This window comes from Paenibacillus sp. J22P15, assembly GCF_056269345.1.
The window spans coordinates 11,467-36,092 of record NZ_JBWDNT010000001.1; the positions used below are offsets into that span (position 1 = coordinate 11,467).

A 24,626-nucleotide genomic window follows, 5' to 3' on the forward strand; every position below is an offset into this window, starting at 1 on the left:
GAGGAATAGCCCATTGATAACAATAAGCTTATGTATGATTGTCAAAAATGAGGAACTTTCGCTTCACCGATGTCTACAGTCAGTTGGAGACATAGCGGATGAAATAATAATAGTAGACACAGGTTCTACGGATCGAACCAAGGAAATAGCTTCTTCTTTTACAGAGCATATATACGATTTAATTTGGAAGGATCATTTTGCTGAGGCTAGAAATTTTGCTTTTTCTAAAGCGACGAAAGACTATATCTTATGGCTGGATGCTGATGATGTAATGGAGGAAGCGGACGGTAGGAAATTCGCAGCGCTTAAAGCGTCCATCGACCCGTCTGTCGACAGCGTGATGATGCCATATCACTTAGCTTTTGACGCCGATAACAAAGTAATAACGAGTCTTAAACGCAACCGTTTAGTTCGGCGAACATGTGGTTTTCGGTGGGAAGGACCCGTTCACGAAGTACTGATCGTAAGCGGGCACGTGATACAGTCAGACATTGCCATCACACACAAGAAAGATAAGCAATATACAGATCGCAATTTGCGTATATATCAGCAGCGAGAGGCCGCGAATGAGCTCTTTTCTCCTCGAGATCTATACTATTACGCAAACGAGCTAAAAGATCATGGGCTTGATGAAAAAGCTGTTACGTATTACGAGCGATTTCTTGCCACGAAACAGGGGTGGAGTGAGGATTGTTTTGCCGCATGCTTAAAGATGGGGGATTGCTACGGCAAACTATCGAATCGGCAGATGCAGTTGAGAGCTTGGTTTAGAACGTTGCTATATGGGAAGCCAAGAGCGGAGATGTGCTGTCAGGTAGGCAATTTTTTTATGGAGGACAATCGGCTCGAAATTGCGATCTATTGGTATCAGAAGGCAACAACGTTAGGTGAACCCGCAGCGTATGTTGGTATGGTTGATCATGCCGCGTGGACGTGGCTGCCGCACCTGAAGCTCTGTTTATGCTACGACCGAATGGGACAGAAGCGGAAGGCGGAGCTGCATAATGAGATTGCAGCCGTCTATAACCCGGCGCATCCCAGCATTTTGCACAATAAAGCTTATTTTGCGAATCTTCGGCGGGAGGAGAAGGCACTTTGAGTCCTAAAAAGCGCGTGCTGATTGGAAGTCCTATTCGCCAAATTCCTGAAATACTTACTCCTTTTCTTACCTCACTTGTTGAGCTTGAGCACAAAAACTTCGTCGTGAGCTATTTATTCGTCGATGATAATGAGGAAGAAGCTTCACAGCAATTACTTCGTCAATTTCAAACGGATTATGGCAGGACAGTCATTCACATGGAGGAGAAACATCTCGAAACCTATGAGAAGGATGAGTACACCCACCATTGGCCGGAAGAAACGATATGGAAAGTAGCCCGAATGAAGGACGCTATCCTCTCTTATGCCATGGGAAACAGATTCGATTATGTATTTCTAGTTGATTCCGATCTCATTTTGCACCCCCACACCTTAGAGCTGCTTGTTTCAGCGAACAAAGATATTATCTCCAACATTTTTTGGACGAAATGGCAGCCAGATACGATGGAGATGCCCCAAGTTTGGATTAGCGACCAGTATACGCTGTATCACAAAACCAGAAAGGAATCATTATCCGATGAGGAGTCAGCTATTCGGACTTGGCAGTTCTTTGGACAACTAAGAGTGCCGGGTATCTATGAGGTTGGCGGGCTTGGCGCGTGCACCTTAATCAGCCGCAAAGCTATTAAAGCGGGTGTTTCTTTTGCTGAGATTCCTAATTTATCATTATGGGGAGAGGATCGCCACTTTTGCATACGTGCGCGAGCTATCGGCTTTTCACTCTATGTACACACCCATTTTCCAGCTTATCATATTTACCGCAAATCGGATTTAACCGGTGTTGATGCCTACAAGCAAAGCGGCAAAGCTGTGAGTACGATTGACCGAAAGATCACAATCAGTTTATGTATCATTGCCAAAAATGAAGAAAATGCGCTTCCTATTTGTCTGCATTCCGTTCGCGGCATTGCTGACGAAATTATTATTGTCGATACAGGCTCTACGGACAGGACAAAGGAAATTGCCTCAAGGTTTACGGATCAAATTTATGATTTTTCTTGGGTGGACGATTTTGCTGCAGCCCGAAACTTTGCTTTTTCTAAAGCTACACAGCAGTATATCTTATGGTTGGATGCAGATGATACGCTGACAGAGAAAGATCGTTTGCTATTTCTTGAATTAATTCGGACGTTGGAGCCGTCTACTGATCGCGTGACGATGAATTACAATCTCAGCGTTGATGAGCATCAGAATGTGACGTATAGTCTGCGCAGAAATCGGCTTGTGCGCCGAGAGTGTCATTTTCAATGGATTGGCGCTGTGCATGAATATTTATCAACTAGCGGCACCGTGCACCATAGTGAAATTGCGGTCACCCATCGGAAAGATAAAACACATACAGATCGCAATTTACAAATCTATCGGAAAAAACTCGCTAGAGGAGATCTTTTAAGTTTACGTGATCAATATTATTATGCTAACGAATGCAGGGAACATGGTTATTATGAGGAAGCAGTGATATATTATGAAGCTTTTCTTCAATCACTGGACGGTTGGCAGGAAGACAAGATTGCCGCTGCGCTTCACTTGGCAACTTGTTACAACCATTTACGACAGAGAGATCAACAGCTCATTGCGTTGTTTAGGGCATTTGAATATGATGTGCCGCGTGCAGACTGCTGCTGCCGAATCGGGTCTATTTTTCTCGAGGAACAAGATTATTTGCAAGCGATTTATTGGTACGAGTCTGCTGTGCAGTCTCCCAAGCCGAAGGAATCGATGGGTGTTATTGATCATTCGTCCTGGACGTGGCTGCCGCATGTACAACTTTGTTTGTGTTACGACCGGGTCGGCAAGCTAGATAAAGCGAAATTTCATCATGATATTTCCTATTCCTACAATCCAAAGCACCCATCTGTTATCTACAATCAAAAATACTTTGAACAAATTGGAATAAAATAGAAATTAAAATACAAGTTCAATAAAACAAGTTCACGTGCATATATATTAGAAGCTTAAGCAATAAGATTGAGACTGGAGGGAATAAAATGTCACAAGCAAATATTCCTAATATTACTCCGCAAATATCACTTACAGTAGGAGGGACTGTCAATTTATTATTAGCTTCCATCGCTTTGGAAGAGCTGGCATTGGCACATATCGTCAATGCGGAAGCTGAGAAAATACAATATGTGCTTGGCACACTTTTTCCAACAGTTACTCCTCCGCCAACGACTAGCATCTCGAATCTTTTGCTCATTAATAACAGTGTGAGGAGAACTTTACAAGATGTGATTAAGAAAGAAATGCTGCTGCAATTTAAAATGGAAAATATTTTGGAGCATTTCCCAAATCAAACTCCATAAAATGGTTCTGCAACAAAAAAGCCCGCAAGGGCTTTTTTTTTATTTCTCAAAAAGATATTAAAAAAAACATGAATGGAGACAACCATCATATACTAAATTGAAGCAGCGGATATTTGCCGTAATAGATCTTATTTCATAAACACAGGAGTTGAAAGACATGTCCATGCCTAATATTCCTGACATTAAACCAGAGATTATTCTTAAACGAAAAGAAGTTATAAATTTATTATTGACCTCAATTGCTCTTGAGGAGATCGGACTTTCTCACATCATTAATGCCGAAGCGGAGAAGCTGCAGCATGTCCTGAAAGACCGCTGTCTGACCATTAACGAAGCATTGCTTATTAATTCAAGCGTGGATCGAATGATGCGAAATGTTATTAGCAATCAGATGCTGCTGACATTTAAATTGTCGGATATTTTGAAACTCGAAGAAAAGGATGAGCTCACGGAGTATCTCATAGATGAATGTGAAGAATAAGTGTTAATTACAGGCGAAAGGGGAGTGAATCGGTGAGTGCCCATACAAAGCTTCCATTCGAGCAAGTAGCTCCTTCCTATTCATCTGCGATCACTCATTTGCTGCAGTCTCTTGCTTCTGAAGAGGAATCCCTCGCGAAACTAATGCGAACAGAAGCGGATAAAACATCATCTTTTATCGGAAGAGATCTCGATTTCCCGACTGCACCTACCACACAGGAAATTCTCATTTACAATCACAGTTTCATTCAATTTCTAGACTCCATGGTGATGACCCAATGGTTAATGCTTAAGAAGCTGCACACCATTTCGAATATGCAGTTCCTTCAAACAAGATCGTCAACGCTGCTTAAAGAAAAAGCGGCAGAAAATATTATGGAACTGGAAAACTTGGAGTATGATCACTTCGACTATTGATCAATCCGTAAAACAATGTGCAGCTGCAATTTCTCAGTTTAGTTTATCCGTTTTTCGGCTTATTGAAGCTTTATTGTATCGTATGAAGAGTCAAGAGGATGAAGTCAAAGATGTTCTATCTTTTCAAGTTTGTGTCTTGCTCACTTCTTTATTGGATATCCATGCAGCTCAAAAACGTAAAAATCAAAGTCTTTCCTTGATCGAAAAAAATGAAAATGAGCTATTTATATCATCTGAAGTGCAAGAAATGATTACAAAAATACAAGCACTTCTCCAGCAACCAGTTCTTTCATCTAATAAGGAATGTATAGAAAGGTTAGTTGATCTTGAGGTCATGTATCGGAATAATCCGATACGTGCTGAAGCTGAAATTCCGGAAAATTTAGAAACTCGCGAGGCTGAATCTGAACAAGCCCAGGTTGTAAGCACTCATCCCATCGTGGAAGTGACGAGAAATCAAACCAATAAGTCAGCATCACCGCCGCTGATGCTTACACAGCGTAAAAGAAAAGGCAACTCTAAGATACGATCGTAAGTAAAGATTAATGATTATGAAATGGGAGTACATATATAAGGGTTGTCCCTCAGTCATGAAGTGACTTGTGGGACGGCCTTTTTTGACTTTGTAGATGTCTTCGATCATTACGTATTTATTTGATTAAGGGATCATGCCTCTTAAATAAATTTCTGAATCAATATGTGATCACCATTCGAAGATCAGAGAATATTGTGTAACTATCGAATGGAGGTTGAGATACATGTCACAAGCCAATATACCGAATATTTCACCTAATATTTCCGTAACACGCGACCAAGCGATTAACTTATTGCTTTCGTCGATTGCTATGGAAGAACTGGGATTAAGCCATATACTCAATGCGGAAGGTGAAAAACTCCAGTATGTATTGGGAACATTACCGGGATTAACGGGACCGCCAGCAACAATCAGTGATATTTTATTAATTAATGACAGTGTAAAAAGTACGATTAATACGGTAGCGAGAAAAGAATTCCTTCTACAATCCAAGTTGGAAAGCATTCTTGAGACCCCTATCTCTGTAGGAGCCACAGGCCCTGCGGGTCCAACTGGTCCAACGGGTGGGCCAGCACTTGGTCCGACTGGTCCGACGGGAGCGCAGGGAGTTGCAGGAGCGACTGGAGCAACTGGACTTACCGGTGCAACAGGGGCTGGTGCAACAGGTGCGACTGGTGTTGCTGGACCGACGGGTGCAACGGGATCAATCGGAGTGACAGGTCCAACAGGAGGAGGTGCGACAGGTCCGACTGGTGTTGCTGGACCGACGGGTGCAACGGGATCAATCGGCGTAACGGGTCCGACCGGTGCAGGGGCAACGGGAGCAACAGGAGTAGCTGGCGCAACTGGCGCAACTGGACTTGATGGATCTGGACCAATTATTCCTTTTGCGTCAGGATTGCCGGCGAGTTTGACGACCGTTCTCGGCGGAGTGGTGGGCACCGTTAGTTTAGTCGGTTTTGGCAACATGGCGGCAGGCGTTACAATTTTAGGTGGCGTTATTGATTTAACAGGTGCAGGAGGAACACTGCTTAACTTATCGTTTTCCATGCCAAGAGCAGGAACCATAACGTCTATCGCTGCCTATTTCAGTACAACAGCAGCATTGTTATTGGGGGGTTCAACCGTAACAATTACTGCTCAATTATGGAGCTCACCAACGCCGAATAACTCATTCTCGCCTATCCCAGGCGCTGTGGTTACTTTGGCTCCGGGCTTAACAGGAATTTTACCGATTGGTACGATTACTAACGGTATTACGACAGGCTTGACTATACCGGTTACGGCACAAACAAGGCTTTTACTCGTATATTCCTGTACAGCTACTGGATTATCGTTGGTAAATACCGTTCTTGGTTACGCGAGCGCTGGGGTATCCATGGTATAAACCGAAAATAAAGGCATAACGAAAACAAGGGGTTGACTTCGACAAATAGTCAACTCTTTTCGTATTTCATTGCGTCAATTGAAAAGATCGGGGGGAGTTCAAAATGTGTGAAGGTGATTTTCCTAATATTACACCAGCTATCTCAATCACAAGAGAAGAAGCCATTAATCTACTGCTTGCCTCTATCGCAATGGAGGAGCTGGGATTAAGTCATATATTGAACGCTGAAGGAGAGAAGCTGCAGTATGTTTTAGGAACTCTACCCGGTGTAACACCTATTGCAGTGACGATAAGCGACATTCTACTTGTCAATGAAAGCATAACGAGAACGATTGCAGCTGTGAGTTTTGAGGAGGCCATCCTGCAAGCTAAATTAGCGGATGTCCTATCTGCGCAAACATTACCAGGTCCGACGGGCCCTACTGGAGCTACAGGACCTTTAGGCGGTCCATCAGGACCAACGGGAACGACTGGAGCGACGGGTGTAACGGGTGTAACGGGAGCGACGGGTGCAGTAGGAGCTACGGGTGCAGCGGGAGCGACGGGTGCAACGGGAGCGACAGGTGCAGTGGGAGCGACGGGTGCAGTAGGAGCTACGGGTGCAGCGGGAGCGACAGGTGCAGTGGGAGCGACAGGTGCAGTGGGAGCGACAGGTGCAGTGGGAGCGACAGGTGCAGTAGGAGCGACAGGTGCAGTGGGAGCGACAGGTGCAGTAGGAGCGACGGGTGCAGTGGGAGCGACAGGAGCAACGGGAGCGACGGGTGCAGTAGGAGCTACAGGTGCAACGGGAGCGACGGGTGCAGTAGGAGCGACAGGTGCAGTGGGAGCGACAGGTGCAGTGGGAGCGACAGGAGCAACGGGAGCGACGGGTGCAGTAGGAGCTACAGGTGCAACGGGAGCGACGGGTGCAGTAGGAGCGACGGGTGCAGTGGGAGCGACAGGAGCAACGGGAGCGACGGGTGCAGTGGGAGCGACGGGTGCAGTGGGAGCGACGGGTGCAGTGGGAGCGACGGGTGCAGTGGGAGCGACGGGTGCAGTGGGAGCGACGGGTGCAGTGGGAGCGACAGGAGCAACGGGAGCGACGGGTGCAGTGGGAGCGACGGGTGCAGTGGGAGCGACAGGTGCAGTGGGAGCGACAGGAGCAACGGGTGCAACGGGAGCGAGGGGGGAGACAGGTACTAGCCTTACAGCAAATTCAGCGTTTGCGGCGAATACTTCAGGCACTTTATTGGTTGTATTAGGTGGTCTCAATATTCCGCTACCTAATAATCAGGATATTGGTCCTGGGATCACCATTAATGGTGCCAATACTACTTTTACGCTTGCGAATGCGGGTCGATATTACATTTCCTATAAAATAAGCGCCACAGCTGGAGTGCTCGCGCAGTCTCGCGTTTTATTAAATGGTGGTTCCGTTCCAGCGTCTGTGACAACGCCTGCGGTCGCCACGTCATCTTATTTAGCTGATTTTATAATTACAGTGACTGCGGGATCAACTATTATTCTCCAATTATTCGGGTTAGTTGCAACTGTTATATTGTCACCTCCGGGAGCGACCATAAATATCATTCGACTTAGCTAATAATGATAATGAGGGACGTCTTCCTGTTGTCAATTCCAGTACTTCAATAATATTGACATTATCAGATCGGATATGATAAATTGAGCTCATAATATATAAATCAAAAAAAATTGATTTAAAGAAAATAATGCTTTTCCAAACGGATAGCGGAAGGTGATCAAGATGGTTCCAAATGTTTCGTTCAAAGCATATGAAGCAAAATTCAAAGCGCTTGCCGATGAAAAACGTCTTCATATCCTATATGAATTGGTTCAACGCGGAAATACTTGTGTGTGCGATCTCGTCGAAATCATCAATATGCCGCAGTCGAAACTGTCATACCATTTGAAAATATTGTTGGACGCAGGATTTCTTCTTAAAGAAACACGCGGTACATGGAGCTACTATGAAATCAACCCAGATGAAGTTGCTCAAATCCTCTCAGAAAAGCTTTGCTGTATCTTCATGCCAAATACAAATACAAGCGGCGGTAACAATTGCTGCTAATTTTTTTTTGTATATTAATCAAAAAAAATTGTTTTAAAGGAGGAAATCGAATGAAAAGTGTAATGAAAAATATAAAGATTACTCATGCGAAAAAGCAAGCTAGCTGTTGCGGAGTACCAGCTAAAGACGCGAATCAGCTGCCCGTTGCCGTTATAGGAGCAGGACCCGTAGGTTTAGCTGCAGCCGCGCATCTGATCGCAGAAGGAGTACCCTTCGTGCTATTCGATGCTGGAGAAGATGTGGGCTCGAACATGATGAAATGGGCGCATGTACGACTGTTTTCGCCGTGGGAGTTCAATATTAATAAGGCAGCCAAACAATTATTGCTCTCATATGGTTGGATCACTCCAGATAAGGATGCAATCCCTACTGGCAAGGAGATAGTTGAAACGTATTTAAGGCCTTTGTCGCAGCTGCCGGAGATGAAGCCTTATATACATTTGAATGCCAAAGTAACGGCTGTTAGCCGTAAGGGTGTAAGCAAAGTCAGTACAGAGGGCCGAGAACAGCTTCCTTTTGTCATCCATGTTGATAAGAACGATGAACGGATAGTCTTTGAGGCAAAAGCAGTTATCGATGCATCCGGCACGTGGTTAAATCCCAATCCAGTTCATTCAGCTGGTGTCTTTACAGCAGATGAGCAGTCACTTCAAAGCCAGATTTTTTATGGCATCCCTGATATTTTAGGAGATCAAAAGGCACGTTACAGCGGAAAGAAAGTGCTCGTTGTTGGCAGTGGTCATTCGGCTATTAACACGCTTTTGGAACTGGGGACGCTAAAGGAACAGGTCAAAGAGACTGAAATAGTCTGGGTACTTAGAAAATCGAATCTTGAAGCCGTATATGGCGGACGTGATCTTGATAACCTTCCAGCAAGAGGAGAGCTTGGGATACGTATTCAGCAATTAGTGGAATCAGGATTTGTCAAAGTGATGACCTCATTTCATATCGAAGAGTTAAACAAGCATGGGGAAAAAATTCAAGTCATTGGTTCTGTAGGGAGTGACACAGCTGCGCTTGATGGGATTGATGAAATCGTTTCAAACACAGGTTCCCGTCCTGATCTATCTTTTGTACGCGAAGTTAGAGTGACGACAGATTCAAGTCTAGAAAGTGTTTTGGCGTTAGCCCCGCTCATCGATCCCAACGTTCATAGCTGCGGGACGGTTAGACCGCATGGTGAAAAGGAGCTGCGACAGCCAGAAAAGGATTTCTATATCGTGGGGTCCAAAAGCTATGGGAGAGCACCAACGTTCTTGATGGCGACTGGATATGAGCAAGTAAGATCAGTTGTAGCTGCTTTAGTAGGGGATATGGAAGCAGCAGGAAGAGTTGAACTAGAGCTGCCTGAAACAGGAGTATGCAGTATTGGCAGCAAACCACGCAGTGCACCTGAAACAGCCGAAGACACGAACGGTTCGTGCTGCACACCAGAGTTTAAATCAGAGTTACCGACAAAGCCTTCTGCTTGTTGCGGCTCTAGCGATTCAGAAGTTCAGGAGGAACAAAGACAATCATAACTGTACACACTATTAAAAACCGAATTGAGCGCTTCCTAGAACTAGGAGAATGAGGCGTGAGTGTTTAATAGATTGCCCCATGCGGAAGCTCCACATGGGGCTTTTTCGCAAATAAAAAATTAATAATTTATTCGCGTTCTTTTCTCTTTGAATAGTTTTGTATCGCTTCTCTTAATAAAGAAAAGTTAAAATCCGGCCAACTCTTATCAGTAAACCATAATTCAGCGTACGCTCCTTGCCATAGGAGGAAATTGCTAAGCCGCTTTTCACCGCTGGTACGAATGATCAAATCTACTGGCGGATAGCTTGCGGATGCAATCGTTGCCTCGAATGTTTCTTCGATCGTTTGTGCATTTGCCCCGCTCGCTATAAGCTTCTTTGCAGCTTGAACAATTTCCATACGTCCCCCATAGTTCAAAGCCATGTTTAGCTGCATGCCGGTGTTGTTTTTCGTTATATCACATGCCTTATGAATGACATCTATTGTAGTTTGTGGAAAAGAACTTATGTCACCGATATAAGTTACTTTTACATTTTTTTTATTCAACTCATCAATTGTATTATTCTGAAAATACTTAACTGGAAGCTGAAGCAAATATTCGACCTCGGCTTTCGGTCTTTTCCAGTTCTCGGTAGAAAACGCATATAAAGTTAAGCAGCTAAGCTTTAATGATATCGATTGTTTAATTATTTTTTGCATCGTTTTCATTCCAGATAGGTGTCCTATATTTCTAGGCAGTCCTTTTCGAGTGGCCCATCTTCCGTTGCCGTCCATAATAATCGCGATATGCTTTGGAAAATATTTATAATGACTATGCTTGAAAAATAGATGTGACCACAGCATGACTTTCCTCCTCAAGCAAGTTAATCATTTTTATAATCGAGAAACTACCCACAATATCATGTATGCTGCCGGGACGAGTAATAATTGGGCTAGCAATGTACCCATCACACGAGACAACATTAGCAGTCCAAATACTTTGGTTAAGGCGGCGCTCCTCTTCTCCCCCTTTAGCACTTTATCTGTCAATAAGCCAATTTCGGGATCAATAAGAAGTGCAAGCAATATCGTTGCTACTCCATTGATTAGTCCAGAAGATTGAGAGGCGGTAATTGCATGTTCTGATGTAATGGACGATGCAAGCAATGCTGCCAGAACACCAATGGTATAAATCGCTGTGACGATAATATTGAGTAGAAACAGTCGTTTTGGAATGCCGCCGATTCTTAATCGAGCCAACATTTCAAGCTTAGGGAGACGGAAGAGTGAACGCGAGTTTTTTATTTTTTGGATAGATACCGTCGTTCTCAGCATTCCTGGGATGGACCCTGCTACCTCCAAATGGGAAATGACCCGCCTAGCCAGCATGACTGCGGTTGGAAATGCAATCATAGCAACAATCGTTCCGAGCGATGCACTAAAGATAATCATCCGGAATTGCTCGATCAAGGAGTACTCCATCGAAGTTTGGGCAGAATCTATGAGTTTGCCCATCAAAGGGGCTTGTACCATATTGGCTGTACGTGATACGAGCAGAATGATACCGGTTAAGGAAATAGCAACTGCTATCTTTCCCATCCGAACCCCGGCGAGTCGAAGCGCGTAAGTAATCGTCTCCGCAAAATGAATAATAAACGTAAAGCTGCAAACTAGAATGATCTGCTGGAGCATCGCAGCACCTCTTTCCCCAAATGGAGGTAAATAGGATTCTACTAACATTAAAAAGGAATTGTCGTAATTAAAAAATAGAAAGTATAATATCAAGTTTTTCTTATTTTATGATCAAAGCAGCGTTTTCAGCTCTTAAATAGCAATTTTTGTTGTGAAAGTTATAAACATAGCATTTCTAGTGGTTGACAAAGAAGGAAGAGTTTTATTGACATTTTACAGGTAATCGAATAAGATCCACCTATCTGATAGTCAAAAGGGATGATAGTGATGATACAGAAAGTTAAGAAACAAAATGTTCATGAGCTGGTCTCGGAGGAGATTCAAAAATACATCGAGGCAAAAGGATTGCAGGAGGGGGACAAGCTTCCTTCCGCTGAAGAGCTTACGAAATTGTTAGGCGTAGGACGTTCTTCTTTGCGTGAAGCATTGAGGTATCTTGAAGCTGTCGATATTGTCAAAGTGGTTAATGGAAAAGGGATTTTTGTTAATGATTCTGATTCCTTTCGCTATAGCGGCAAGGTAAAGATAGAGAACGAGAAGAAGTTTCTCCTTCATATTTTGGACGTGCGCAGAGCATTGGAAGGAAAGGCGGTAGAGCTGGCTGCGATACGAATTAGTGATGAAAAGATTGAGAAAATGCGCATATGCTTGGCTGAATACGATGAATGTAAACGCATAGGTGCGGATACTTCGGCAATCGATTATGAGTTTCACCAGCATATTTATGATGCTGCAGCTAATCCACTGCTTCACAGCGTGTATGAATCCATCTCTGAATTAATCAAACGTTTCTTTGCCGGCCCGTTCGGTGTGAAGGAATTATTAGATAATACGTATCCGTTTCATCGCACTTTATTTGATGGTCTAGCCAAACATGATGTTCAGCATGCAGTATCCGAATTTAATAAAATGATGGATATCATCGAGGAAACGATACGTCATTTTGAATAAATATTAGTTATTGACAAAATGAAAGTGCTTACATTATATTTAACCTATCATACAGGTAGATAGTATGACACTATGTCTCTCATCGTAGAAGGACTAACGCAGGGAGCAGAAAAGGGTTAATAAATTCATAGAATGGATAGAGGGAAACGACAAGATGGAGAGAAAAGAAATGGATAAACAGCTGCATACAAAAGTCTCTCACGATCAGGTAGATATACAACATTACGGTGCCGTAACGATACCGATCTATCAGAATAGTATATTTACATTTGAGAATTATGAAACCTTCGATATCGCGATGCAGGATGTATTGTCCGCCAACGTGTATTCACGAGGAAATAATCCAACAGTTAATTACTTGGAAAGTAAAATCGCCGAGTTGGAGGACGGAGAGCAGTCGCGTTGCTTTGCATCCGGCATGGCTGCAATTTCAGGCACCTTACATGCGCTGCTGAGTTCAGGTGATCATGTTATCTGCGTTGAACAAGCATATGGTCCAACACGGGCATTTCTGAATGAAATGACGGAAAGATATCAGGTAGAAGTCACTTATGTAGATGGCAGCTTGCTTGCTGATTTCGAGGATGCTTTGCAGCCGAATACAAGGATTATCTATTTGGAAAGCCCTACTTCAGGCCTCTTCCAGCTGCAGGATCTCGAAGGAATAGCCAAACTGGCTAAGAGAGCTGGAGCCATTACGATGATTGACAGCAGCTGGGCAACCCCGTGCTTTCAACGGCCGCTGACCATGGGCATCGATCTTGTGCTTCATTCCATGACTAAGTTTTTCTCCGGTCACAGTGATAGTTTAGGCGGAGTAGTCACAGGCGAGGCTTCGCTCATTAATCAAATTGAGAACAAAGGGTATATGCTTTTAGGAGGAGTTATGACGGCCCATACAGCGTCATTGATGATACGTGGTTTACGTACGCTTCCGCTTAGAATGGAGCGGCATCAGAAAAGTGGTATGATCGTTGCGGAATATTTGGAGAAGCATCCAATGGTCAATCGGGTGAACCACCCAGGTCTCCGTTCTCATCCTCAGCATGAACTTGCCCTAAAGCAGCTGGACGGATATAGCAGCTTGTTCTCTTTCGAAACAAAACTTCCTGTCGCTGTCATGAAGAAGTGGGCCGATGCGCTGCATTATTTCCGGATTGCTGTCAGCTGGGGAGGCTATGAGAGTCTCGTTACGGTGAATGCGACTCCAGAACGACGAAATCCTGACGGAACGAACCCTTCGGTGGTCAGAGTATACATTGGGATGGAAGATACGAATACGCTGATAGAAGACATGGAGAAAGCATGGGAGCTAGTGAAAGCATAGGAGGGGATTTCTAGTAAACTGCATCTCAATTGTTAGATATGAACTAACAATTGGGATGCAGTTTTTCTATGTTTATAAAAAGCGCGATACACTGTATTCTATAGAGGATAAACTAGATGTATTTGATAACGACATATGAAAGGACCTTTGCCGTGGATCATTATCATCTTTCGGATATAAGTCCGGTTGAAACACTCGGACTGCTGAATCATTATTACTTTCCACCATATATCACACTTGCTCACATGTTTCATGCACCCAAAGGCTGGGAAATAAGAAATCGGGAAATGTCGCAGTTTGTTTTGCAATATGTCGTTGACGGTTTCGCTTATTATCCGATCGAAGGGCGCCAATACGAGACAAAGAGGGGAGACCTTCTGTTTCACCGACCCTACGAACGCCACTCCATCCTAACCGTCGATTCCGAACCCTATGTATGTATTTCAATCGTATTTCATTTTGGTACGGAATTTTTCCCCTATGACGACTTGTTCCGCGACAATCATCTGCTGGGCAATTATGCGGACCAACAGGTAGAAACATTGCTTTCTCAGCTCGTCATGCATTATCGCCAGCCGGGTCTCAATCATCAAATCCGTTGTCAAAGTCTGTTGCTCCAGATTTTTGCTGAAGCGGCACAGTGGGTCGAAGCACAAGTGAATCAAACGAAAAGCGACTCTCTGTACATGCCAAAACTCGTATTAATGAAAAATTATTTGCACGACCATTTTAATTGCGACATTCAAATCAAGGATCTTGAGCAGGTGTCCGGATTAAGCAAGAACTATATCTTGCTCTTATTCCGAAAGCATTTAGGCATATCTCCTATTCAATATCTTGCTTGGATCCGGATCAACAAAGCTAAGGAACTCGCCATTCACAGCAATTTGTCGATTAGCCAAATTGCCGAAACGGTAGGCTATTCTGACGTACATACCTTCGGACGGATGTTCAAGAAAAAAACTGGGCAGAGTTTATCCCAGTTTTGTTCCAATTTGATTTGCTAATCGACGGATCAAATCCTTATTCAGCTCGCCAGTATTTGTCGTGCCGTAAGCGATACGTTTCCGGTTGCTTAGGCTCGGCAACGGCCAGCGCGCCTGAGGGACGGTATTCAAACGGCTTCTCGTCCTGAGTGTATGACGCCTGCTTCCGGTGTTCGATACAAGCAAGGAGTACTTGTTGTTTGAGCGTCAAATATTCGAGCGTATGCGGCCCGAATTCGACTTCTACTTCCCCGGGGCGAAACTCGAAATAGATCGTGCGGCGCAGCGCATTGCCTTCGCCCTCCGGCGAACCATGGAGCAGTTGGATGTTGTGCAAAATGACATCGCCTGGGTTCATAGGCACGGGTACTGCCCCTTCAAAGTCGAAACCCTGCTGCGAACAACGCAATTGCGATGCTTCGGCATCCCAATGGTTGCTGCCTGGGATGACCCATAGGCAAGATTTTTCGTCCGCAGAATCCAAATAAAAATCGACATTGAATATCGGCCTTGGATCTGTGCAACCATGCGGTACAGCAGCGTCACGATGCCATGGAACACTTGCAGCATTGTTAGGGACCTTGACGACGAGCGAGTCCCAGGTCGCGATAAAATTGTTCCCCTGAAGTTTCTCCACCGTCCTTAAAATAAATGGATGGCCCAAAAGCACCTTGTTGGCATCCTGTTTATCGACCACAAATTCCGTGCGCCAATAGACTCGTTCTCCATCATTGCGAATCCTATATAAGAAATCAGGATCATTGGCTTCTCCCGCGATTCCTTTCTCTACTAGTTCGAAATTTTGATCCTGCAGTAATTGAAGCTCATCGCCTTGAACGACATTCCGTATGATAAGAAACCCATTGTCGATAAAAAACTGAGCTTGTTCATCCGTAATCACCTCTTGGATACCGGCATCAGCTTCTAGAAAATGTGATTTTGACAAACTCATTTCGTTTGCCTCCTTATTCGTTCGATTACCTCCACAATACAGGATCTGTCCACAAAAAGATTTAGCCAAAATGAATATTTTAGTTGCCAAAAGCACTTCTAATTCGTTCTTGAAGAGATAAAAAGGTTGACCTTTAGGTGTTGCCATACTATAATTTCGTATATCAAAACGGACAAAAACGGTTATTTAACAGGTTGGAAACAAAATTTGTATTCAATTAGTGTGGTACCGCGTGAATAGCCACGTCCCTATCGTTAATGATAGAGATGTGGCTTTTTTTGTATTTACATTGTTTTACAAAAGACATAATAAACGTAGACTGGATTGATTATCATGCAAACAGCAGAGAAATGGTCATCGAAGATTGGTTTTATTTTATCAGCAGCGGGTTCGGCTATAGGCGTAGGTGCAATATGGAAGCTGCCTTATGTGACAGGAGTGAGTGGGGGAGGAGCCTTTTTCCTTCTATTTATTTTATTCACTTTCTTTATGGGGTTTCCATTGTTGTTAGCAGAGTTTGTTATAGGTAGAAGTACTCAAAAAGAAGCTATTAGTGCTTACCGCAGCTTAGCTCCAAGTAGTAAATGGCATTGGATTGGGAAGTTAGGGGTATTTACCTGCTTTCTTCTTTTGTCTTTTTATAGTGTAATCGGCGGCTGGATTGTTATCTATTTTGTTAAAGGCTTGTTTGGCGGAATCATTAGTGATGGAGCGGATTATGGAGCCGTCTTCAACGAGACGATCGGAAATCCGATTTTGGTTGTTGCCGCTCAATTTGCATTTTTGGCTTTTACAGTTGTAGTTGTGGCAAAAGGGATTCAAAATGGCATTGAAAAAGTGAGTAAAATTATGATGCCGACATTATTTGTACTATTCATTGTCCTAATCGTTCGGTCACTTACACTCGAAAACGCTATGGAGGGCGTGAAATTTTTTCTAGCACCAGATTTCTCGAATATTACCTCTGAAAGCATTCTGTTTGCGATGGGGCAAGCCTTTTTCTCCTTAAGTGTCGGTGTATCCGTCATGGTTACCTACAGTTCATATCTTTCCAAAAAGGAAAGCTTAATTCAACCGGCTATTTCAATCGTTACAATGAATTTGTTAATTGCTTTATTAGCGGGATTAGCTATTTTTCCGGCTGTATTTTCACTAGGACTAGAACCAGCGGAAGGTCCAGGTTTGTTGTTTGTCGTGTTACCCGCGGTGTTTGATCAAATTATTTTTGGGGAAGGTTTCCTGTTAGGATTTTTAGCATTATTTTTATTTGCTACTTTAACTTCGGCCTTCTCAATGTTAGAAATCATTGTTGCCTCTTTAGTAAAGGGGAAAGAGGAGAAGCGAAAAAAATATGCATACATTAGTGGTGCATTCATTTTTGTAGTAGGCATTCCTTCTGCATTATCTTACAGTGTTTTTGCAGATCAATTAATTTTCTCGAAAAACTTGTTTGATTCAGCAGATTATTTAGTTAGTAATATATTAATGCCGCTTGGCGTGTTTTTAATTTCGATTTTCGTACCGCTTAAGATTAAGAAAAGTGCTTTGAGAGAGGAATTATTGCAGCATTCTCGTTTAGGGGCTTCTGCATTCCATATATGGTTTTTTATTATCAGGTTTATTATCCCTTTAGTAATTATCATCGTTTTTCTTGATATTACTGGAATACTTGATAAATTAGTTTCTGTTTTTTAATACGAATACGCAATTAATGCAAAAAGATTCAGCCAGTCCATCAAAGTAATTAATTTAATTAATAGTTGCATATTACCCCTCTGCTGCAAGCGGCATTATTGTTTAATGTCCGAATCTATAAAACAAACATATGACTAGTTACGAAAGATAGAGTTGATTCATATGTTGTAAGTAGCTTCTAAGAGGAGGTAATGCGCAAATGCCAAAAGGTAAGAAAAACAATGTAACAGGTAGCGGTACAACAGGCGGCAATCGTACGGGTGGAAACAACACAAGCGGCAATCGCACGGGTGGAAACCGTACAGGCGGTACTGGAGGAAACCGTACAGGCGGTACTGGAGGAAATCGTACAGGCGGTACAGGAGGAAACCGTACAGGCGGTACAGGAGGAAACCGTACAGGCGGTACAGGAGGAAACCGTACAGGCGGTACAGGAGGAAACCGTACAGGCGGTACAGGAGGAAACCGTACAGGCGGTACTGGAGGAAACCGTACAGGCGGTACAGGTGGAAACCGTACAGGCGGTACTGGAGGAAACCGTACAGGTGGTACAGGAGGAAACCGTACAGGTGGTACTGGTGGAAACCGTACAGGCGGTACTGGAGGAAATCGTACAGGCGGTAAAAGTAGAGGCAAGCGTCCTTAAGTAATGTAGTCGTCACAATTGGGTTAGTCATACCTGGTCAACAAAAACAGCTTATTTCTCTTTCGAGGAATGAGCTGTTTTTCGTATACTAATCATAATCATCATTTCCCCTTGCGCGTCATTTCAGCTAGAGCATCCCATTGCTCGCCTTTCACCTCAGATAAACTGTTGAACTGACCTGCTCCTTGCAGCCATTCACCGCCGTCAATCGTGACAACTTCACCATTCATATATTCAGCGTAATCGGAAACGAGGTAAGCCGCTAGATTGGCGAGCTCATCTTTATTGCCGACACGTTTTAAGGGAATTCGGTTGATCATCTTCTCTTCGAGCTCAGGGGTAGGTGCGAGGCGCGACCATGCGCCTTCGGTAGGAAAAGGACCAGGTGCAATTGCAAGTTGGCGAATACCGTAAGGTGCCCACTCAACGGCCAGTGACCTCGTAAGAGCTAATACACCTGCCTTCGCAGCAGCTGAAGGTACGACATAACCGGAGCCGGTTGAAGCATAAGTAGTGACAATATTCAGCATTGTCCCGCCTCTGCCTTGTTCGATCCACCGCTTACCTACCGCAAGTGTCGTATAAAAAGTTCCGTGTAAAACGATTTGTAAAACAGTATCTACCGCTCTTGGAGATAGCTTTTCAGTTGGGCTGATGAAATTACCGGCAGCATTGTTAACAAGAATATCGATTTGTCCAAAATGATTCTCGACAGCTGCAATCAGCTCATTAATTTGTGCGGGATCTCGAACATCACAGCTTTTGTAGAACACGGCGCTGGCGGGAACGCTCATCTCCTCAGCTGCCTGTTTGAGAACGGCTTCACGGCGGCTGGCAATGGCGAGTTTAGCGCCAAGCGCAATAAATTTTTCGCCCATAGCGCGGCCGAGGCCAGTTGCTCCTCCAGTTATGAGAACGACCTTCCCTTGCAATAGATCATTTGAAAAAGGTCCCATTGCTACAACCTCCTATGAATCAATATGATTCTGTTTGATTATTCATATCAAGGAGGTCTGCAGGTTATGTGCAAAATAAAGAAGGAGCTGGGCGAAACTATCCGTTCAAAATGACTTACAAAGTCAGTCACTTTCTGCTCATAGGTGGTTGTATCCGTGCCATAGGACATCCCGTGACCAGCCCCCTCAGCAATGTAAAGAGCTTTCTCAGCTTTACAAGCCTTATAAAGCCTCGACACCATTTCAGTAGGTACAAAGGTGTCGGCTGAACCATGAATAAACAACATGGGCAGTTTGTTGTAATTCAGCTGCCTTATCGCAGATGCTTCTTGGAAGCTGTAACCTGCTAATAGACGTGTTAATAAGCTGGTCGTATGCAAAATAGGAAAGGCAGGCAATTTATACATTCGCTTGAGCTGATAAGCAAGCTGATCAAAAACCGATGAATAGCCGCAGTCCTCCACGCAGACCTTAACTTGCTTCGGTACATCTTCTCCGCTGACCATCATTACGGTTGCCCCGCCCATAGAGATGCCATGCAGTACAATTTGCACATTTTCTCCTAGCTCATCGATAACTTTGCGTATCCAAAGAAGATAGTCCTTCCGATCCGGCCAGCCGAAGCCGATGTAATCGCCTTCACTATCGCCATGTCCCCGATCATCGGGCATTAAGACGTTGTAACCCAGCTTCTGATAATAAAATTTAGCGAAGCTGCCCATCTCTTTTCCTTGCGATGAATAGCCGTGTGCGAGAATGACGGTTTTGGAGGTTGGAGTTTTGGCTGCAAGGTAATATCCAACCAGGGAGAGGCCGTCAGTTGAAGTCATTTGCCACACTTCATAAGCTTGTTTCTCCACCCATTCCACACCAATCTCCTCTACCGGAGTAGGTTCAGCATCAGCTGCTAATGCAATATCAGCTTGAGCGCCAGTGTCCTTATTGCCATGAATCTGCTTTAAATCTTGATTGTTATTCAAAAAGTTTTTGGAGTTTCGTTTAATTGCGAGGTAGTAAAAATAATAACTAAGTGCGGCAAGTAAGACTAAAAACAGGATTGTTATGCCTCCTATACCAAGAACTACGTTGCTTATCAGCATTGTCATAGTCATACATTCCTCCAGGCAGGCGCTTTATCTGTTATTGTTTCTTTTTGATTGAAAATCATTCTGTTGTTTACAATTTTTTCAAATGGAGGTGACAATCCGATGATCTTCTCCAATTATGCTTGTCTGTGAGTGGATCATAATTATGAGGAGTGGGAAAATTGAACAAAACGATGGACAGAAAAACATTTCTTTCGTATTTGGGTACAGGTGCAGCGGCACTTGCTACAGCTTCGGCTGGTTTAGGCGCATTGAATGGTAAAGCATCTGCGATGTCATCAACAGCTGATCATCTGTTTGGATTTAACACGAATCGAGTAAGCGGGTACTTCGAGCCCATTTCCCCCTCTAAGGAAGATCAGCTCCTTCTGCCAAAAAACTTTAAATATGACGTTGTAGCTGCTTTTGATGATGTAATTAACGGAGCGGGAGAAAAGTTTGGCGCAGGTTGCGACTATAATGCTTTTTTTCCTCTGAAAGGGTCAAATACTAGAGGGCTACTGGTCAATAATCATGAATACAGCACTATTTTCTCTATCGGGCCGATTAAGGATGGCAAGATGACAGCCGATCAGCTGCACAAAAATTTATATTATCAAGGGATGTCTGTAATCGAAGTATATCGTGACGAAACCGGAACGTGGAAAATGGACAAAACTTCCATGTACGCGCGCCGAATTAATGGATATACAAAATTCGAATTGACAGGTCCGGCTAAAGGAGAAACGGCGGTAGGCAACGCTATGACAGCTGTTGGAACATTTGCGAATTGTTCAGGCGGCATTACGCTGTGGAATACAGTGCTTTCCTGTGAAGAAAACTTTGCGGAGACGGCAGCGGCATCCAAGCTCCCAGAGACGCATTATGGATGGGTAATTGAGATTGATCCGTTCGATAAATCGTACTTGAAGAAGCATACTGCGCTAGGACGTTTCAATCATGAGAATACAGCAATGGGGCTAGCTGCTGACGGCCGAGTTGTTGTTTATATGGGCGACGATAAGAAGGATGCATGTGTATACAAATTTATTAGCAAGGGGAAATATGACAAGTCTAAAGGCCGTGCTAACTCTGCTCTGCTTGCGGATGGCACATTGTATGTGGCTAACCTGAAGAGCGGGAAATGGATGCCGGTAACACAATCTGAAGTCAGCAAAGCAGTGAAAGAAAAGCCAGATTTGCAGAAAAAATTCCGAACGCAGGGCGACGTCGTAACCTTCTGTCAGGAAGCAGCTTTGCTTGTGGGCGGTACGCCTACGGATCGTCCAGAGGATATTGAAATTTCTCCGTTCGATAATACAATCTTCATTTGTCACACAAACAATGATAACCATGGAAATATTCACGGCCATATTACACGAATATTCGAAACGAATAATGACCTTGGCGCATTGGAGTTTGATTTTGAAATTTTTGCTGCTGGCGGCCGTCAATCTGGGTTCAGCTCGCCTGACAATCTGGCGTTTGATTCCAATGGACATCTTTGGGTCGTAACAGACATATCGAGCAGCAGTCAGAACAAAGGCGTACATAAGTCATTTATGAATAATGGATTATTCGTTATTCCGACGAGCGGGCCAGATAAGGCAATGGCTCTGCAATTCGCTTCTGCGCCAGTTGAGAGTGAATTAACGGGACCATTCTTTACGCCTGACGAACAAACCTTATTTCTGTCCATACAGCATCCAGGAGAGAACACAACCGATTTGAGCAAGCCAACCAGTCAGTGGCCTCATCGTGCCGGTGAAAAAATTGCGAGATGCGCAGTCGTTGCGATCAGCGGATTTAAGCTCGGTTAATGATTTAACGATTGGCAGCCGCAGAACGAGTGTCTGCGGCTGAAACATAAGATGGAAGGGGTTGTCGTTATGCCGTTTGGCAATATTGGAATTGGAGGGTTAGTATTAATCCTTATTATTGCCCTCATTATTTTTGGTCCTTCGAAGCTTCCAGAGCTCGGCCGTGCATTCGGCAGAACATTAAGCGAATTTAAAGGGGCTACCCGCGGCCTTGTAAATGGGGATGATGACGAGAAACATAAAGAAGAAGAGACGTCCAAGGTTTCTTCATCGATTGTGAAGTGAGATGAGTATGAGTGATCCGAATGATCAAAGTTTGATTGGACATTTGGAGGAGATGCGGTCGAGACTCATTCGAACGTTAGTTGCGTTTCTAGTAGCGATGGCAGCAGCCTTCATTTATGTTAAGGATATTTATGGGTGGCTGGTAAGGAATATGGATCAGAAGCTTGTGCTGCTTGGTCCTTCGGATGTGATCTGGGTATATATGATGATCGCAGGTGTCGTCGCCATTGCGATAACTTTGCCGATAGCTGCGTATCAAACCTGGAAGTTCGTTACGCCAGCCGTGCCTGAAAATGCTCAGCGGGCAGCACTTGTCTTTATTCCGAGCATCAGTCTTTTATTCGTGATCGGCATATGCTTTGGTTATTTTATTTTGTTCCCGATGGTTCTTCATTTTATGAACCAAATGGCGGCTAATGAATTTGTGACGATGTATACAGCGCAAAAGTATTTCACATTTATGATCCATATGACCGTTCCCTTTGGTCTGCTCTTTGAGATGCCGGCGATCGTCATGTTCCTTACGAAGCTAGGCCTTCTTAACCCTGTCAAGCTAGCTAAAGCACGGAAGCTTGCATACTTTATTCTAGCACTCATAGCGATTACAATAACGCCGCCAGATATATTATCGGACATTATCGTTATTGTGCCGCTGTTCTTGCTCTACGAAATCAGTATTTCCATTTCCAAAATGGTCTATCGAAAGCAGTTGAGACTCGTGAGTAACGAGAATAGTACAGCATAATAAAGCTTCCAATGATGATGATGTCCTTTACCAAGAAATAGTATATACTAGGCTCATATCGTACTTATTCGGGACATATGAGGGGCTAAGGGGCATGGAAATCGTAGAGGCAACCATTTCTTCCATTCAAGCAGCTTTGGAATCTGGAGAGCTCACGTCTCGTGAGCTTGTGCTGTATTATTTTGACCGAATCGCAGCTCATGATAAAGATGGCTTAACGATAAATTCGGTGCTTGAGCTTAATCCCGATGCTTTATTTATTGCCTCAGCTCTCGATAGCGAACGGGCTGTTCAAGGTCCAAGAGGTCCGCTTCACGGTATTCCGATATTACTCAAGGATAATATTAATACAGGCGATAATATGCATACTAGTGCAGGCTCACTTGCGCTTGCAAACTCTTACGCAGGAGCAGATGCTTTTATAGTGAAGAAGCTTCGCGAAGCGGGAGCAATTGTATTAGGCAAAGTGAATATGACGGAATTTGCTAACTTTATGACGGAAGGCATGCCGTCCGGTTATAGCTCTCGAGGCGGTCAGGTTCTCAATCCTTACAATATTTCAACGCCGACAGGAGGCTCAAGCGCAGGCTCAGGGGTCGCTGTGGCGTGTAATTTTTGCATGGCTTCGATTGGGACGGAAACGTCGGGTTCGATATTAAACCCTGGTAATTTGAGCTCAACTGTCGGTATTAAACCGACGGTTGGGCTTGTGAGCAGAACAGGTATTTTACCGCTCTCCAATTCACAGGATACAGCAGGCCCTATGGCAAGGACGGTAACGGATGCTGTACACGTATTAAACGCCATCGTCGATCATGATACTGAAGATGCGGCTATGGGAGCGGGGTACTGGCGACAACAGCAGGATTATCGTATGTTTCTTGATCCAGATGGGTTAGAGGGCGCACGAATTGGTATTCCTAGAGACTATTTTTTTGAGGAGTTAACCGACGAGCAGCTTGAGATATTTAATGGGGCAGTAGCCCTTATGAGAAAACAAGGTGCGATTATTGTTGATCCGGCGGATGTAAGGACCGCACGCCAAATCGTTTATTCTTCGGTTGTGTTGAACGAATTCAAAACCTCAATTAATGCTTATTTATCCAAGCTGCCGCCAGGAGCGAAGATTCGTACGCTTAAGGATATTATCGCTTATAATAACGAGCATCCTATTGAGACGTTGAAGTATGGACAAACGACGCTGCTGCGCGCTGAGACTACGACAACAGGCACGCAAACCGAGCGGCAGTACCTTCATGATCGAATGACAGATCTTCGATTGTGCAAAGATGAGGGAATTGATGCGACCATGGAGGAGCATAAGCTGGATGCACTGCTTTTTCCAGCAGATTTTGGAGCAAGAATTACTTCCCGTGCAGGTTATCCTTCTATAGTGGTTCCAGCAGGCTATACTGCTAAAGGAGTTCCATTTGGTGTCACGTTCGCAGCAAGAGCATTCGAGGAACCAACGCTAATTAAACTCGCGTATTCGTATGAACAGCATAGCAATGTAAGACGTCCGCCGTCATTAAAGAGCTTTATTTAAAATTTTTTCCAGGAATCCGCGAACAACAGCGATCGGAAGAACGTTCGACTGTGTAGTGAATTTGGGAACCAAATTTATTCTGAATAGAAAGGGGCTATCCCATCGTCATCTTTGATGACTTTTGGGACAGCCCCTTTGCTGCACTAGCG

24 protein-coding genes are annotated in these 24,626 nt (G+C 44.0%); 19 read left to right on the forward strand and 5 right to left on the reverse strand.

Translation table 11 applies throughout. The annotated features are described in order from the left end of the window. Positions 1-13 precede the first annotated feature (13 nt). From AC0YN6_RS00045 to AC0YN6_RS00090, 10 genes are all read left to right on the forward strand, one after another. Entirely contained in the window at positions 14-1,099 is a 1,086-nt protein-coding gene (locus AC0YN6_RS00045; protein ID WP_475744249.1) for a glycosyltransferase, read from the forward strand. Continuing rightward, on the forward strand, positions 1,096-3,000 hold the full coding sequence (locus AC0YN6_RS00050; protein ID WP_475744250.1) for a glycosyltransferase: 1,905 nt from the start codon (positions 1,096-1,098) through the stop codon (positions 2,998-3,000). The genes AC0YN6_RS00045 and AC0YN6_RS00050 overlap by 4 nt, the downstream gene beginning before the upstream one ends. 86 nt (positions 3,001-3,086) lie before the next feature. Then, positions 3,087-3,404 (forward strand): alpha-helical endospore appendage domain-containing protein, encoded by a 318-nt coding sequence (locus AC0YN6_RS00055; RefSeq protein WP_475744251.1) that lies wholly within the window; start codon positions 3,087-3,089, stop codon positions 3,402-3,404. Positions 3,405-3,561: 157 nt separating this feature from the next. Beyond that, positions 3,562-3,885, forward strand: a complete 324-nt coding sequence (locus AC0YN6_RS00060; RefSeq protein ID WP_475744252.1) for an alpha-helical endospore appendage domain-containing protein — start codon at positions 3,562-3,564, stop codon at positions 3,883-3,885. Between the two features lie 32 nt (positions 3,886-3,917). Further along, a complete protein-coding gene (locus tag AC0YN6_RS00065; RefSeq protein WP_475744253.1) occupies positions 3,918-4,301 on the forward strand; it encodes an alpha-helical endospore appendage domain-containing protein in 384 nt (127 codons plus the stop codon). Next, positions 4,282-4,836: a hypothetical protein gene (locus AC0YN6_RS00070; RefSeq protein ID WP_475744254.1), complete on the forward strand. Its 555-nt coding sequence runs from the start codon at positions 4,282-4,284 to the stop codon at positions 4,834-4,836. Before AC0YN6_RS00065 ends, AC0YN6_RS00070 begins: the two co-directional genes overlap by 20 nt. A gap of 223 nt (positions 4,837-5,059) precedes the next feature. Beyond that, positions 5,060-6,223 (forward strand): exosporium glycoprotein BclB-related protein, encoded by a 1,164-nt coding sequence (locus AC0YN6_RS00075; RefSeq protein WP_475744256.1) that lies wholly within the window; start codon positions 5,060-5,062, stop codon positions 6,221-6,223. Between the two features lie 103 nt (positions 6,224-6,326). After that, positions 6,327-7,805: a BclA C-terminal domain-containing protein gene (locus tag AC0YN6_RS00080; RefSeq protein ID WP_475744258.1), complete on the forward strand. Its 1,479-nt coding sequence runs from the start codon at positions 6,327-6,329 to the stop codon at positions 7,803-7,805. Between the two features lie 162 nt (positions 7,806-7,967). Next, positions 7,968-8,291 carry an ArsR/SmtB family transcription factor gene (locus AC0YN6_RS00085; protein WP_475744259.1) on the forward strand — a complete coding sequence of 108 codons (324 nt, stop codon included), beginning with the start codon at positions 7,968-7,970 and terminating at the stop codon, positions 8,289-8,291. 62 nt (positions 8,292-8,353) lie between these two features. Further along, complete coding sequence (locus AC0YN6_RS00090; protein ID WP_475745486.1) at positions 8,354-9,811, forward strand: NAD(P)-binding domain-containing protein; 1,458 nt, start codon at positions 8,354-8,356, stop codon at positions 9,809-9,811. 127 nt (positions 9,812-9,938) lie between these two features. On the opposite strand, the gene uppS is transcribed toward AC0YN6_RS00090, so the two are convergent. Together uppS and AC0YN6_RS00100 are read right to left on the reverse strand one after the other, a co-directional pair. Then, entirely contained in the window at positions 9,939-10,655 is a 717-nt protein-coding gene (gene uppS, locus AC0YN6_RS00095) for a polyprenyl diphosphate synthase (RefSeq protein ID WP_475744260.1), read from the reverse strand. A 30-nt stretch (positions 10,656-10,685) separates the two neighbouring features. Beyond that, entirely contained in the window at positions 10,686-11,483 is a 798-nt protein-coding gene (locus AC0YN6_RS00100) for a lipid II flippase Amj family protein (protein WP_475744261.1), read from the reverse strand. 267 nt (positions 11,484-11,750) lie between these two features. Between AC0YN6_RS00100 and AC0YN6_RS00105 the strand changes: the two genes are divergently transcribed. The 3 genes from AC0YN6_RS00105 to AC0YN6_RS00115 all read left to right on the forward strand — a co-directional run bounded on the left by AC0YN6_RS00105 (position 11,751) and on the right by AC0YN6_RS00115 (position 14,768). After that, positions 11,751-12,434, forward strand: coding sequence for a FadR/GntR family transcriptional regulator (locus tag AC0YN6_RS00105; RefSeq protein WP_475744262.1), 684 nt, complete (start codon positions 11,751-11,753; stop codon positions 12,432-12,434). A 169-nt stretch (positions 12,435-12,603) separates the two neighbouring features. Then, on the forward strand, positions 12,604-13,761 hold the full coding sequence (locus AC0YN6_RS00110; protein WP_475744263.1) for a trans-sulfuration enzyme family protein: 1,158 nt from the start codon (positions 12,604-12,606) through the stop codon (positions 13,759-13,761). A 116-nt stretch (positions 13,762-13,877) separates the two neighbouring features. Continuing rightward, entirely contained in the window at positions 13,878-14,768 is an 891-nt protein-coding gene (locus tag AC0YN6_RS00115; protein WP_475744264.1) for a helix-turn-helix transcriptional regulator, read from the forward strand. Positions 14,769-14,784: 16 nt separating this feature from the next. Here the strand turns inward: AC0YN6_RS00115 and AC0YN6_RS00120 are convergent, their stop codons facing one another. Beyond that, the gene (locus tag AC0YN6_RS00120) at positions 14,785-15,699 is read right to left on the reverse strand and encodes a phytanoyl-CoA dioxygenase family protein (protein ID WP_475744266.1); all 915 of its coding nucleotides are present in this window, start codon (positions 15,697-15,699) and stop codon (positions 14,785-14,787) included. 333 nt (positions 15,700-16,032) lie between these two features. On the opposite strand from AC0YN6_RS00120, the gene AC0YN6_RS00125 reads away from it, so the two are divergent. Together AC0YN6_RS00125 and AC0YN6_RS00130 are read left to right on the forward strand one after the other, a co-directional pair. Further along, positions 16,033-17,394, forward strand: a complete 1,362-nt coding sequence (locus AC0YN6_RS00125; protein WP_475744267.1) for a sodium-dependent transporter — start codon at positions 16,033-16,035, stop codon at positions 17,392-17,394. Between the two features lie 199 nt (positions 17,395-17,593). Further along, the gene (locus AC0YN6_RS00130) at positions 17,594-18,040 is read left to right on the forward strand and encodes a hypothetical protein (protein ID WP_475744268.1); all 447 of its coding nucleotides are present in this window, start codon (positions 17,594-17,596) and stop codon (positions 18,038-18,040) included. A 101-nt stretch (positions 18,041-18,141) separates the two neighbouring features. Here the strand turns inward: AC0YN6_RS00130 and AC0YN6_RS00135 are convergent, their stop codons facing one another. Together AC0YN6_RS00135 and AC0YN6_RS00140 are read right to left on the reverse strand one after the other, a co-directional pair. Continuing rightward, positions 18,142-18,996, reverse strand: coding sequence for an SDR family oxidoreductase (locus AC0YN6_RS00135; RefSeq protein WP_475744269.1), 855 nt, complete (start codon positions 18,994-18,996; stop codon positions 18,142-18,144). 47 nt (positions 18,997-19,043) lie between these two features. After that, a complete protein-coding gene (locus tag AC0YN6_RS00140; RefSeq protein WP_475744270.1) occupies positions 19,044-20,108 on the reverse strand; it encodes an alpha/beta hydrolase in 1,065 nt (354 codons plus the stop codon). 167 nt (positions 20,109-20,275) lie between these two features. On the opposite strand from AC0YN6_RS00140, the gene AC0YN6_RS00145 reads away from it, so the two are divergent. The 4 genes from AC0YN6_RS00145 (at position 20,276) to AC0YN6_RS00160 (ending at position 24,477) form a co-directional block, all read left to right on the forward strand. Further along, positions 20,276-21,901 (forward strand): PhoX family protein, encoded by a 1,626-nt coding sequence (locus AC0YN6_RS00145; RefSeq protein WP_475745487.1) that lies wholly within the window; start codon positions 20,276-20,278, stop codon positions 21,899-21,901. Between the two features lie 69 nt (positions 21,902-21,970). Next, on the forward strand, positions 21,971-22,186 hold the full coding sequence (locus tag AC0YN6_RS00150; RefSeq protein WP_475744271.1) for a twin-arginine translocase TatA/TatE family subunit: 216 nt from the start codon (positions 21,971-21,973) through the stop codon (positions 22,184-22,186). 7 nt (positions 22,187-22,193) lie between these two features. After that, the gene (gene tatC / locus AC0YN6_RS00155) at positions 22,194-22,931 is read left to right on the forward strand and encodes a twin-arginine translocase subunit TatC (RefSeq protein WP_475744273.1); all 738 of its coding nucleotides are present in this window, start codon (positions 22,194-22,196) and stop codon (positions 22,929-22,931) included. Between the two features lie 94 nt (positions 22,932-23,025). After that, complete coding sequence (locus AC0YN6_RS00160; RefSeq protein ID WP_475744274.1) at positions 23,026-24,477, forward strand: amidase family protein; 1,452 nt, start codon at positions 23,026-23,028, stop codon at positions 24,475-24,477. Positions 24,478-24,626 lie beyond the last annotated feature (149 nt).

Bases quoted from the DNA above. Each gene is read 5' to 3' on its own strand.
- AC0YN6_RS00110 (WP_475744263.1), top strand. From the start codon at position 12,604: ATGGATAAACAGCTGCATACAAAAGTCTCTCACGATCAGGTAGATATA.
- AC0YN6_RS00135 (WP_475744269.1), bottom strand. From the start codon at position 18,996: ATGGGACCTTTTTCAAATGATCTATTGCAAGGGAAGGTCGTTCTCATA.
- tatC (WP_475744273.1), top strand. From the start codon at position 22,194: ATGAGTGATCCGAATGATCAAAGTTTGATTGGACATTTGGAGGAGATG.
- AC0YN6_RS00055 (WP_475744251.1), top strand. From the start codon at position 3,087: ATGTCACAAGCAAATATTCCTAATATTACTCCGCAAATATCACTTACA.
- AC0YN6_RS00100 (WP_475744261.1), bottom strand. From the start codon at position 11,483: ATGCTCCAGCAGATCATTCTAGTTTGCAGCTTTACGTTTATTATTCAT.
- AC0YN6_RS00085 (WP_475744259.1), top strand. From the start codon at position 7,968: ATGGTTCCAAATGTTTCGTTCAAAGCATATGAAGCAAAATTCAAAGCG.
- AC0YN6_RS00060 (WP_475744252.1), top strand. From the start codon at position 3,562: ATGTCCATGCCTAATATTCCTGACATTAAACCAGAGATTATTCTTAAA.
- uppS (WP_475744260.1), bottom strand. From the start codon at position 10,655: ATGCTGTGGTCACATCTATTTTTCAAGCATAGTCATTATAAATATTTT.
- AC0YN6_RS00130 (WP_475744268.1), top strand. From the start codon at position 17,594: ATGCCAAAAGGTAAGAAAAACAATGTAACAGGTAGCGGTACAACAGGC.
- AC0YN6_RS00120 (WP_475744266.1), bottom strand. From the start codon at position 15,699: ATGAGTTTGTCAAAATCACATTTTCTAGAAGCTGATGCCGGTATCCAA.
- AC0YN6_RS00070 (WP_475744254.1), top strand. From the start codon at position 4,282: ATGATCACTTCGACTATTGATCAATCCGTAAAACAATGTGCAGCTGCA.
- AC0YN6_RS00115 (WP_475744264.1), top strand. From the start codon at position 13,878: ATGTATTTGATAACGACATATGAAAGGACCTTTGCCGTGGATCATTAT.
- AC0YN6_RS00150 (WP_475744271.1), top strand. From the start codon at position 21,971: ATGCCGTTTGGCAATATTGGAATTGGAGGGTTAGTATTAATCCTTATT.
- AC0YN6_RS00080 (WP_475744258.1), top strand. From the start codon at position 6,327: ATGTGTGAAGGTGATTTTCCTAATATTACACCAGCTATCTCAATCACA.
- AC0YN6_RS00090 (WP_475745486.1), top strand. From the start codon at position 8,354: ATGAAAAATATAAAGATTACTCATGCGAAAAAGCAAGCTAGCTGTTGC.
- AC0YN6_RS00160 (WP_475744274.1), top strand. From the start codon at position 23,026: ATGGAAATCGTAGAGGCAACCATTTCTTCCATTCAAGCAGCTTTGGAA.
- AC0YN6_RS00075 (WP_475744256.1), top strand. From the start codon at position 5,060: ATGTCACAAGCCAATATACCGAATATTTCACCTAATATTTCCGTAACA.
- AC0YN6_RS00145 (WP_475745487.1), top strand. From the start codon at position 20,276: ATGGACAGAAAAACATTTCTTTCGTATTTGGGTACAGGTGCAGCGGCA.
- AC0YN6_RS00140 (WP_475744270.1), bottom strand. From the start codon at position 20,108: ATGACTATGACAATGCTGATAAGCAACGTAGTTCTTGGTATAGGAGGC.
- AC0YN6_RS00125 (WP_475744267.1), top strand. From the start codon at position 16,033: ATGCAAACAGCAGAGAAATGGTCATCGAAGATTGGTTTTATTTTATCA.
- AC0YN6_RS00105 (WP_475744262.1), top strand. From the start codon at position 11,751: ATGATACAGAAAGTTAAGAAACAAAATGTTCATGAGCTGGTCTCGGAG.